This is a genomic window from Staphylococcus pseudoxylosus, from assembly GCF_003697915.1.
In the GTDB taxonomy this organism is placed as follows: Bacteria; Bacillota; Bacilli; order Staphylococcales; family Staphylococcaceae; genus Staphylococcus; species Staphylococcus pseudoxylosus.
Window position 1 is genome coordinate 217,407 of record NZ_RCVN01000003.1, and the last position, 11,903, is coordinate 229,309.

The 11,903-nt window shown below is 34.1% G+C and carries 11 protein-coding genes; 2 read left to right on the forward strand and 9 right to left on the reverse strand.

Annotated features, from left to right (window positions below):
• Positions 1-101: 101 nt before the first annotated feature.
• Both D9V42_RS04085 and D9V42_RS04090 read right to left on the reverse strand, forming a co-directional pair.
• Positions 102-1,385 carry a hydroxymethylglutaryl-CoA reductase, degradative gene (locus D9V42_RS04085; RefSeq protein WP_122063271.1) on the reverse strand — a complete coding sequence of 428 codons (1,284 nt, stop codon included), beginning with the start codon at positions 1,383-1,385 and terminating at the stop codon, positions 102-104.
• Positions 1,385-2,539, reverse strand: coding sequence for a thiolase family protein (locus D9V42_RS04090; RefSeq protein WP_122063273.1), 1,155 nt, complete (start codon positions 2,537-2,539; stop codon positions 1,385-1,387). Before D9V42_RS04090 ends, D9V42_RS04085 begins: the two co-directional genes overlap by 1 nt.
• A gap of 103 nt (positions 2,540-2,642) precedes the next feature.
• Between D9V42_RS04090 and D9V42_RS04095 the strand changes: the two genes are divergently transcribed.
• The gene (locus D9V42_RS04095) at positions 2,643-3,812 is read left to right on the forward strand and encodes a hydroxymethylglutaryl-CoA synthase (protein ID WP_122063275.1); all 1,170 of its coding nucleotides are present in this window, start codon (positions 2,643-2,645) and stop codon (positions 3,810-3,812) included.
• A gap of 493 nt (positions 3,813-4,305) precedes the next feature.
• Here the strand turns inward: D9V42_RS04095 and D9V42_RS04100 are convergent, their stop codons facing one another.
• Positions 4,306-5,874, reverse strand: coding sequence for a BCCT family transporter (locus D9V42_RS04100; protein ID WP_107554987.1), 1,569 nt, complete (start codon positions 5,872-5,874; stop codon positions 4,306-4,308).
• 139 nt (positions 5,875-6,013) lie between these two features.
• The gene (locus D9V42_RS04105) at positions 6,014-6,547 is read right to left on the reverse strand and encodes a methylated-DNA--[protein]-cysteine S-methyltransferase (RefSeq protein WP_122063277.1); all 534 of its coding nucleotides are present in this window, start codon (positions 6,545-6,547) and stop codon (positions 6,014-6,016) included.
• 114 nt (positions 6,548-6,661) lie between these two features.
• Here D9V42_RS04105 and D9V42_RS04110 point away from each other — a divergent pair, with 114 nt between their 5' ends.
• The gene (locus D9V42_RS04110) at positions 6,662-6,934 is read left to right on the forward strand and encodes a YrhK family protein (RefSeq protein ID WP_122063279.1); all 273 of its coding nucleotides are present in this window, start codon (positions 6,662-6,664) and stop codon (positions 6,932-6,934) included.
• Positions 6,935-7,037: 103 nt separating this feature from the next.
• Here D9V42_RS04110 and D9V42_RS04115 read toward each other — a convergent pair whose 3' ends face one another.
• From D9V42_RS04115 to D9V42_RS04135, 5 genes are all read right to left on the reverse strand, one after another.
• A complete protein-coding gene (locus tag D9V42_RS04115) occupies positions 7,038-8,438 on the reverse strand; it encodes an MFS transporter (RefSeq protein ID WP_122063296.1) in 1,401 nt (466 codons plus the stop codon).
• Between the two features lie 224 nt (positions 8,439-8,662).
• The gene (locus tag D9V42_RS04120; RefSeq protein ID WP_122063281.1) at positions 8,663-9,358 is read right to left on the reverse strand and encodes an alpha/beta hydrolase; all 696 of its coding nucleotides are present in this window, start codon (positions 9,356-9,358) and stop codon (positions 8,663-8,665) included.
• Positions 9,359-9,408: 50 nt separating this feature from the next.
• Entirely contained in the window at positions 9,409-9,873 is a 465-nt protein-coding gene (locus tag D9V42_RS04125) for a hypothetical protein (RefSeq protein ID WP_122063283.1), read from the reverse strand.
• Between the two features lie 183 nt (positions 9,874-10,056).
• On the reverse strand, positions 10,057-11,232 hold the full coding sequence (locus D9V42_RS04130; RefSeq protein WP_122063285.1) for a M20 family metallopeptidase: 1,176 nt from the start codon (positions 11,230-11,232) through the stop codon (positions 10,057-10,059).
• Positions 11,233-11,262: 30 nt separating this feature from the next.
• On the reverse strand, positions 11,263-11,903 hold a 641-nt coding region (locus tag D9V42_RS04135; RefSeq protein WP_122063287.1), incomplete at its 5' end, for an MFS transporter.

The following is an 11,903-nucleotide window of genomic DNA, read 5'->3' on the forward strand; positions in this document are numbered from 1 at the left end:
TCATTGTTTCAAATAAATCAATCATTTTAAAAACCGCTATCTCATTATTTATATAAAAACCTCTAAATGCATTAAAAAATGCTTTTAGAGGTTAGTTCATCTTATTGTTTTTGTAATCTTAATTCTTCTAAGAGTTGTTGAGCAACTGCTGTATTAGCACGATCTTGTGTTTTTAAGCGTTGTGCTACTTGAGCAATTTCTTCACCTTGTGCGCCTACTACAATTGCTAGCGATTTATATTGTAAACTCATATGACCTTGTTGGATACCTTCAGAAACCAAGGCACGACATGCAGCAAAATTTTGAGCTAACCCTACAGCAGCAACCACGTGCCCCAATTCTTGTGCAGAATCAACGTTCATTAATTCTAACGAGGCTTTTGCGATTGGTAAAACTTTTGTACCGCCACCTACAGTAGCCAATGTCATAGGCACCTCAATTGTCCCTACAAGCACTTGTTTTTCTTCATTATAATACCACGTAGCTAGACCACGATATTGACCATCTTTACTTGCATATGCATGTGCTGTCGCTTCAGCACCACGAGTATCATTACCTGTCGCTAGCACTACAGCGTGAATACCATTCATCACACCTTTATTATGTGTTGCGGCACGATGTATATCAACTTGAGCTAATACAGATGCTCGTTCCATTCTTTTGGCAACCTCTTGACCATCACGATCACCTTTTGATAACGCATCAATTGTGATTTCTCCTTGTACTTTAACGACAGATGCAGTGGCATGATTAGATAAAATACTCATCAATATATCAACATGCTCTACTTCATTTTTTAAATAAGCTGTTATACCCTCTAAGATGGTATTTAACATATTGGCGCCCATTGCATCTTTAGTATCTACGTAGACTTTTAATGACAATAAACCTTCATTAGGAAATGTATCTATTTCAGTTTTACGAAAACCACCGCCACGCTCAATGATTGAAGGATATACTTCATCCGCAATACGTTTCATTTGCGGTTCAAGTTGTTGAAGACGTTGCTCTAAAACTGTTGTATCTGTCACGCCATCAAACACAATTTGACCAATCATTAAACGTTCACTAGATATAACTTTAAATCCTCCAGTTTGATTTACAAGCTTTGCCCCGTAACTAGCTGCTGCAACTACTGAAGGTTCTTCTACCATCATTGGAACAACATATGATTTATCATCTACGTTGATTTCAGGTAATAAACCTACAGGTAAGGTCCCTTGTCCAATGACATTTTCAATAAGACTATTCGCAATCTCTTCTGAAATCAAAGGATGATTGAGTAGCACATTTTTATTTTCTTCAGATAACCAACCTTTAATTACTAACTCCTCTAACTTTTCTCTTCTAGACAAATGACGAAATGCCTTACCTAATGGTTCCATTAGTTATTCTCCTTTTCAATTTGGATTGCAATTCCTAAACCGCCGCCGATACAAGCAGTTGCTATGCCTGATTGTTTCTCTTCTTGAGCTAAAATATTAACTAAAGTTGTAACCAAGCGTGTCCCACTCGCACCAATAGGATGACCTAATGCAATCGCACCGCCATAGAGATTCAACTTATCTTCAGATATACTTAAATTATCTCTCACAGGAATACTTTGTGACGCAAATGCTTCTGTCATTTCTATTACGTCATAGTCATCGATAACTTTATCAGTCTTATCTAATAATTTTGTTACTGCATGATATGGTGCATAACCCATATACTCAGGATCACAACCAATTTCGGCATGCTCTCCTACTATAGCTAAAATGTCATAGCCTGCTTGTTTCGCATATTCAGCATCCATTAAAATGATTGTAGATGCACCGTCATTAATACTAGATGCATTCCCGCCTGTTACGGTACCATCTTCTTTAAATATTGTTTTTAACGTACTTAATTTCTCAACACTACTATTTCCACGAATACCTTCATCTGTAGTCATCATTTCTCCATTTACATCTTCTAATGGAACGATTTCATTATTAAATTTACCTGCTTCTGTCGCTTGTTGTGCTTTTTGTTGAGATTCGTTAGCAAAATAATCCTGGGCTTCACGTGATACGTTATACTTTTCAGCAATTTTTTCAGCTGTAATACCCATAGGTACGTTTAAAAATGCATCAGTAAGACCATCGTGCATAAAGCTATCTACAGGCGCTTCATCTTCATTAAGCACTAACTTAGGAGCGTTTGTCATGCTTTCTACACCACCTACAGCTACTACTTTAGCTTCACCTAATTGGATTAATTGTTTCCCTAAAATAATAGACTTTAAGCCAGAGCCACACACTTCATTTATGGTCATAGCTGGTGTTGTATTTGGAACACCAGCATGGATTGCTATTTGACGAGCAGGATTTTGACCACTGCCGCTTTGTAATACATTACCGTAGATAACTTGTTCTACTTTCTGTGGATCTATGCTAATTGCCTTCATCGCAGCTTCTAATGTCTTTGTTCCAAGTTCAACTGCTGAATATTTACTTAATTTCCCTCTGAATCTTCCTATTGGTGTACGTTTTGCACTTACGATTGCTACTTTATTCATTATTAGTCTCCTTTATAGCTCTTTTCAAATAATTGTATTTTATGCGTATGATTTGGTATGATACAGTTGCTTATTTATATATAGAAAGGTGTCGATACGCTTTATGACAGTCGGTATTGATCAAATTAATTTTTATGTTCCAAGATTTTATGTAGATATGGCTAAACTTGCCGAATCACGTCAAGTGGACCCAAACAAGTTCTTATTAGGCATCGGCCAAACTGAGATGTCAGTAAGTCCTATGAGTCAAGATATTGTTTCGATGGGTGCTAATGCTGCAAAAGCCATCGTGACAGAAGAAGATAAAAAACAAATCAGTATGGTTATTGTTGCAACTGAATCTGCAATAGATTCAGCAAAAGCTTCAGCAGTGCAAATACATAACTTGTTAGGTATTCAACCATTTGCTCGTTGTATTGAAATGAAAGAAGCATGTTATGCTGCAACACCAGCTATCCAATTAGCTAAAGATTATTTAGCGCAACGCCCAGATGAAAAAGTACTTGTCATTGCAAGTGATACTGCGCGTTATGGTTTAAATTCTGGTGGCGAACCTACACAAGGTGCAGGTGCAGTTGCTATGATGATATCACAAAACCCACGTATTCTTGAACTAAATGATGATGCAGTTGCTTTCACTGAAGACGTATATGATTTTTGGCGTCCAAGCGGACAACCTTATCCACTTGTAGATGGTGCATTATCAAAAGATGCATATATTCATTCATTCCAAGAAAGTTGGCAAGAATATGCACGTCGTTACAATAAATCACTAGCTGATTTCAGCTCTTTATGCTTCCATGTGCCATTTACTAAAATGGGTAAAAAAGCACTTGATTCAATTTTAACAGATGACATAGATGAAGAAACTAAAACACGCTTAACTTCTGGTTATGATGCAGCTACTTATTATAATCGTTATGTAGGTAACATCTATACAGGTTCACTATACTTGAGTTTAATCTCATTATTAGAAACGCATGATTTAGCTGCTAATGACACAATTGGTTTATTCAGTTATGGTTCTGGATCTGTTGGTGAATTCTTTAGTGGTAAAGTTGTTGAAGGCTACCAAGATGCACTTGATATCCAAGGACATAAAGATTTACTAAACAACCGTACAGAAATTTCAGTTGAAACATATGAAACTTTCTTCAACCGTTTTGATAATTTAGAATTTGATCACGAAACTGAATTAGAAAATGAAGAAAATGCAATTTTCTATCTTGAAAGCATTAACGATCATATCCGTAATTATAATACCTTAAATTAAGTTTTAAATCACTTATTCTTATCTCTTTATAAATTAATGTGAGGCTGGGACAAAATTTTATTTGTCCCAGCCTTAATCGTTTGTTATATCTGTATAAAATAAATACATAGATAATCATAGTGTCGAATTCAACTTTTATCAAAGTAAGTACATTGTGTTGCTCTTAAGCTGATATCATTCAAAGTATTGGAAGTGAATCTGCTTTTACATTCACAGGTGTATCATAATAGCGGCGCCTATCTCTCAGGCGTCAATTTGACGTAGAGAAAAGGTGTATAAAGTGATGTTTATTTCGTTCACTTGTTTCTCCCTTTTCTATAAAGGAACGGCGAAAAATTAATTATTAGTTCTACTCATAATGTCATTTGCGTATAGTATTGCTATCACTACTTCCCTTGTTTTCTCCTTGATATATCAATACTAAAAAAGGTGCTTAATCATAGGAATGCTTTAAAACACACCCATGATTTAAACACCTCATTCTTATAATGGTTTATTTCTTGTCATTTGCTTCTACTTGTTTTTTATAAATTTCATACTGCTTTTCGTTTGGTTGTAACGATAAACCTAATTGTTTTCTTTCTTCATTACCATCTTTATATAATGAAATCATCATTAATATCACAACAACACTAAACGGTAACGCCGAGATAATCGCTGCTGATTGCAAAGCGTCTAATCCCGTATCTCCACCAGCAAGTAATAATACATAAGCAATAGCAGCCAACGCTAATCCCCAAATGATTTTGATAAAACCTGAAGGATTTAATGTGCCATAAGCTGTTTGCATTCCTAATACAAATGTTGCTGAATCCGCTGAAGTAATAAAGAATGAAGCAATCAATGCTAACGCAATAATTGATAAGATGAAGCCAAATGGTAGTTCATTAAATATACCAAATAATTGCGTCTCAGGAGGTAATTTGAAAATCTCACCATGTGTTTGTCCTACATCAATTCCTGTAGCACCAAAAGCACTAAACCATATGATACTAATTACTACTGGCACACCTAATACTGCTATAACAAATTCACGTATACTACGCCCTTTTGAAATTCTAGCTATAAAAATACCTACAAATGGACTCCAGCTCATCCACCATCCCCAGTAGTAGATTGTCCAACTTTGAAGCCATTCAGCTTTTTGTTCATTTAGCGGAGCTACATCTAGACTATTAAAGATTAATGTATTTAAATAGTCTCCTGTACCACTTGTCATCATATTAACGATTAACAACGTAGGACCCACTATAAAAATAACTACTAATAATAAGCCAGCTAAAAACATATTTAAATTACTTAAATATTGAATCCCTTTACTCAAACCACTCCAGGCACTATATAAAAATAAGACGGTAACCACTGCAATAATGATACCTTGAATAAGCGCATTGTTAGGGATACCAAATAAGTAATTTAAGCCTCCATTAATTTGAATTGCACCAACACCAAGTGACACTGCCACCCCAATAATTGTTGCAAACACACTTAATACATCCACTATAGCACCAATCGGACCATCAACCTTATCGCCTAATACAGGTCGTAATGTTCTAGAAATCAATCCATTTTCACCTTTACGGAATTGCGAGTATGCTAATCCTAATGCCACTACACCATATACAGCCCATGGATGAAATCCATAATCAAGAAATGATGATCTAAATGCTTCTGACATTGCCGCTTTTGTTTCCGGATCGGCAGTAGGTGGTGCTAGATAATGCGATATAGGTTCAGAAGCCCCATAGAATACGAGACCAATTCCCATACCTGCACTAAATAGCATTGCCAACCACGATACCGTATGAAACTCCGGTTTATCAGACGGTTTTCCTAGTTTTAACTTTCCAATCGGACTGAATACTAAAAATACACAAAAGCCTAAAACAACTGTGTAAAGTAGCATGTAATACCAGCCAAATGTTTTTGTTACCCACGTCGATATGTATCCTGTTATTTCTCCAAATTGGGTTGGAAAAATTGCACCAATAAGTACTAACAAACCCACAATTGTTGCTGAAAAAACAAATACACTTGAAAATCGCTTTTCATCGTCACCCAAAATTTGCACCACCTAAATAAATTATTATTATGTTGTACAGAATAACACACTGAAGATAGTAATCAACTTTCCATAAAATCCAGTATATTTATTTATACATATTTTATTTTTTGAAAATGCAAAATAAACAGCACCAAACTCACGGCTTGGTACTGTTTTTAGGTTTGTAAAACTGAGTCATATCTAATTGTTCTAATTTTAATAATTCAATTTTAGTGTCAATGCCACCACCATAACCTGTTAAACTTCCATCTTTCCCCACAACTCTATGACATGGGATGATAATAGAAATTGGATTACTTCCAACTGCTCCCCCTACAGCTTGGGAAGACATTTTCTCTTTACCTCTTTCTAGCGCTACTTTTTGGGCAATATCACTATAAGTTACCGTTTCTCCATGTGGTATTTCTAACAATATTTTCCAAACTGTTTCTCTAAAGGGAGTCCCTATCGCCTTCAAAGGAAAATCTATTTTAGGTTTATTTCCTGAGAAATAGCTATCTAACCAACGTGTAGCTTGTTCAAATACTGGTTGATCTTTTTCAATTAATTTATCATCATAATGTGATTCAATGTCTTGATGGTTTGGTAACCACAAACCTGTAATACTTTCTCCGTCAGAGGTTAAGGTGATTTGGCCAATCGGTGATTGATAAGTTGTTTTATAATACATAATATCCCTCTTTCCACCCTTTTAATTTGTTATCATCATAAAACTTTATTTGTTTTATGTAAATACTTGAGGGTATGTACAACTCATATAGCATTTAACTCTAGGAGGTTCTATGTGAGTCACTTCAAACAAAATAACAAAAGTATCGGCCTAAATTTCCATAAAAATCCAACATCCGACCGTATTACATTAATTTATAAAGCGCTCTACCAATTAAATGATATTATCTTAGGTTTAATATTCCTATGTGGTAGCTTTTTATTTTTCAACAGTTCAACTGTAACAACTGGTACTGTATTATTCGTTATAGGCAGTATTCAAATGACTATAAGACCTTTGATTGCATTTACTCACGATTTACATTTAGCTTTTAAACATAAATTATAACTTAAGGTAAAGAGGCGTAGCGAAACTAAGTCTTTGACTTTTACGCCTCTACTCCTAATGATTAACATCTTAACCTGAAACCATTTACGCATAATTTAACAAATTAACTTGTTTTCAGTCTAGTTTTAATCTTCCTAGTTGGAATAATCAGCGCACTCGCTAACACGCCACAAACAACTAAACATGTCCCTACGATAAAACCTATACTCGCCGCTACTTCCATGCTATGGCCACTTTGTATTACAGCTGTATAAATGGAGGTCATAATTGCGATACCAAATGCACCGCCTAGTGTAGATCCCATTTTAAAAATACCTGATGCTACTCCTACTTTTTCAGCTGGTGTAGTTGATACAGCCGTACTTAGAGCTGGCGTTGCAAACAAGCCTGTTCCTCCTCCAAAACATACTGCCCCTATTAACGCGACAATTATATATAGCGGTTTATCAAAGAAAGTTAAACTAAATAGTAATATGCCTAAAGCTGTAAAAATCGGCCCGATAACCATTGCACGTTTCGCTCCAAAACGTTTAATACTTTTCTCACCTAAACGAACAACAAGTAATAATGTAATTAAATAAGGTAGCGTGAGCATACCAGCCTGGAACGCATTCAATTTCAATCCACCTTGTGCATGCATGTTAAACAAAGCGATAACACCTACACCTGTATTCAATAAAAAGTTTGCCAACACTGCGCCTATATATGGTCTATTTTTAAATAACTCTAAATCAATAAAAGGTGTTTGTTTGGACTTTTCAAATTTATAAAACACAAAAATACACACGAAAAATAGTAAACTTAAGACTAATGTAGGTGTACTTAACCATCCAATTTTATAGCCTTGTGTAATCACGAAACTAATACTTGCAATCATAATTACAAATATAGTAAGTCCTACATAATCAAACTGATTAGATGTTGATTTAACTAATTTACTTTCAGGTAAATTGTTCAACAAGAATAACGCCAAAAGAGATAATATAATAGATAATACAAAAATCGATTGCCACGATATAAATGTCGCCATTGCACCTGCAAAAAAAGAAGATAAACCAGTACCACCAAATGCGCCTATAGACCAATAACTTAACGCTTTTTGTCTCTCATCACCTTCAAAAAAGTCATTTACTATTGAAATTGTAGCCGGCATTATAATAGCTGCTGATAGTCCTTGTACTACTCTCCCCATGAGTAATAAAACAACATTTCCAGAAACGATTAGCATAAGTGAACCTATAATACTAAGTATCAATGCGATTCTAGTCATTTTCACCTTACCAAGTTTATCTGAAAAATTACCCGCTACAACCATAAATACGCCAGTAACAAATGAAGTTAAGCTAATTGAAATATTAACTATATTTGGACTAGTACCAAATGCTGATTGTATCTTTGGCCCTATATTTAAAAAAGACTGCGCAAACAGCCAATAAGTTAATATAGATAATACAATGCCGGTCAATAACTTACTTCCCGAAAAAATTTTAGTGTTTTCTGTCATAAAAGCATCCCCTATATTTAAATATAAATTCAATCCATATTTATAAAAATTCAAAACATTAATCAACGCTACATGTTCGAAGTGTTGTATTTTACTATTAGACACATGTTTCTCTCTTTTATAAATACTTACACTATAAATGTTATCACTTTTCTAACATAAAAGTGCTGAATTTAGTTTAATTTAAAGAATTTTCAGATAATATAGGTGAAAAACTTTTTCATTTAGTCAAAATAGTTTCTTAATTGCATGTTTGAAATATTTTTAAAGTAATATTTACGATGTATACCTTTTCTATTCGTTACAAAATGAAATATTGATTGCTCAGATATTAAGAGTTCATTTAAAATATCGACGCCTTGTTCTGTTTGTGAAATCATATTTTGAGTTAAAAGTTTATTATGCTTTCCTTCTAACTCTCCTACATACCAGTACACATGGAGTGGCTGTTTAAGAATTTCATGCTCTCTCATATATTTTAAAAACCCAGGATACCATATTGATGGCGATATTAATATAAAACTACCAAAAGCATTCTTCTCTGTTAAAAGTCCATACAACGATACTAGTCCACCTAACGATGCACCTGCGATAGCTATATCTTTATGTTCCTTAGAAATACTGAAACATTTTTTCAAATACGGTAATAATTCACTAGCTATCCATACTAAATAGTCGTCTGCCTTACCATCATATTCAATTCCATTTATGTTTGTGTACCAAGGTGTGTAGTCTTGCTTTCTGTCTTTAGGAACAACCCCTGCAAACACTACGTCTTCCTTTAGATCTTTAAATAAATAGTCGCCATCTTGTACTATAACTAATGGATAAGACTTCCCTTCAGTCTTAAAATAGTTTTTTGGTAGTTTTATTTTTATCTCATGATGCTGAAAATAAATACTTACTGTGTTTAAATTCATTTCACATCACCTCACTTTAAGCATTAAAATTGAGAACAACCTATATTAAATTATAAAAAGTTATACAGTTCAATTTCATTGTCTTTTGCGTATTCTAAAGCCAGTAATTCTAATATATTGATCATTGCTGGATTCTCTTTTACTTTAATATATTGGAATTTTAAATTATAAGTTTCGGCCTTAATATTTTGTTGTTCCATTTCATCTAAGTTTTGTTGCGCACTAAACACTCTTCTAAATTTTGCTGTACCTGCATCAGATTTGGAATTAAATTGACCTAATTTATCATTCAGATCTTTTTGTGTTAATTTATACCCCGTCATAAAGCCACCTGCTTGTCCAACAAATATAGGTTTTTTGTTATTAAATATGACAAAGACACCCTTTTCATTTTCAACTACATTTCTACTTTCATTATCAAATGTTAAGGCTTTTGATTTATCATACTTAAAAAGTTTTTTTAATGGTTTTTTATAACTATCTAGTAATTCACTTATTTTCTTGTCGCCATTCATCATAATCATCCTTCATCTTTTTATTGTCATTCTATATATACACTCAATAGTTAGTTCATAAACTTTTATGACAATATTAAAGTGATGTATTTAAATAATAGTTTAATCATCATTATTACAACATAATTTAAGACACCTTGATGCTATAAAGTGGATAGTCATCGAGGTGTCTTAAATATGGGTTTATTTTAAATAGTTTAATACAGTAATGCCTACCGCTTCCGCAGAAACTCGCATTGCTTTTTCACTAATTGTGAATTTAGGATGATGATGAGGATGAATCTCCCCATTTTCTGGTGCTGCACCTGCATATATAAATGTACTTGGTAGCACTTTAGCATAATATGCAAAATCTTCAGATGGTGGTTGTGGTTCACATCTTTCTACTTTTTTAATTGCATCTGTTTCTGCATTTTCAATAGCATCCACTACAAAACGTGTGAATGCTTGATCGTTGTATAGCGCAGGATAATCGTCATGATATTCTAACTCACAAGTTACACCAAACATTGATTCTAAACCCTCTGATAAGCGTGTAACTTCATTTTTAATAGTACGTTTTGTATCGTCTGTTAATGCTCGAACATCTCCCTCAATAACGATGCTATCTTTGATGACATTAAATTGACCCTTACCATCAAATGAACCAATCGTTACGACGCCCGTTTCAAATGGGTTCAATCGTCTTGATACAATCGTTTGAGCAGCATTAACAAAATACGCACCAGCAACTATAGCATCGTTTGCTGTATGTGGTGATGAACCATGACCACCTTGGCCTTTTACTGTAAGTTTAAAAAAGTCTCTTCCAGTTTGTACGTTACCTTCACGATAAAAAACCGTTCCAGTAGGCATATGGCTCATGACATGAACACCTAACACATGATCTACACCATCTAACACGCCATCTTTAATCATTGCTTGCGCGCCTCCTGGTGGCACTTCTTCTGCAGGTTGGTGAATAACTACTACTTTGCCATTAAATTGTTCTTTTAATTCTATTAATGTTTCTGCAAGTATTAACATGTATGCTGTATGAGCATCGTGACCACATGCATGCATCACACCTTTATTTTTTGAAGCAAAGGATAAACCTGTATCTTCTTGAATTGGTAACGCATCAAAATCAGCCCGAATAGCAATTGTTTTGCCAGGTTTCCCACTATCAATTGTCACTTTTAATCCGTTAGGCCCTATGTTAGTTTCTACATCACAATCTTTATTTCTATAAAACTCTTCAATATATTTTGGCGTTTGCTCTTCATGAAACGATAGTTCAGGATATTGATGTAGAAATCGACGAATTTCAATCATTCGTTCTTCTTTATCTTTCAATAATTCTATTAATTCTTTCACCATAATAGTTCCCCCTATAACGTGATAATTACATTATACACTTTTTGTTTTCAAAATATTTGTCAGCCCTATTGAGATTTTATTTTCTAATTTGTTTTTTGTAGGCACCATAATCATAATAATGAATAAGGATAACAATACCATAACAACGTTTAACCATAAGCCCGCTAACGCACCAATTTGTACATTAGTTAAATTTGTTACAATACCATATAATGCGCCAGATAAAGCAATACCGAACGCACCACCTAATGATGAAGCCATTTTGTAAATACCTGAGGCAACACCAACTTTATCTTCTGGTGAATTAGAAATAGCCATATCTGTCGAAGGTGCAGCATAAAATCCTAATCCTAAGCCATAAAGTAAATAGCCAAAAATACAGACAACTACATAAATCATACTAGGTAAAAAAGTAAGCGAAATTAAAATGATACCAACCATATTAAAAGAAGTTCCTAAAACCATTGGTTTCTTAGCACCAACTTTTTGTAGCACTTTTTCTCCAACACGAATCATTAATAATACGGTTACTAAATATGTGATTGATAGCAATCCTGTTTGAAATGCACTAAATCCTAATCCTTGCTGTACAAATGTATTAGCAACTAGTAAAGCCCCTGCCACACCATTCAATAAGAAATTAGATAATGTTGCGCCTGTATATGCCTTAT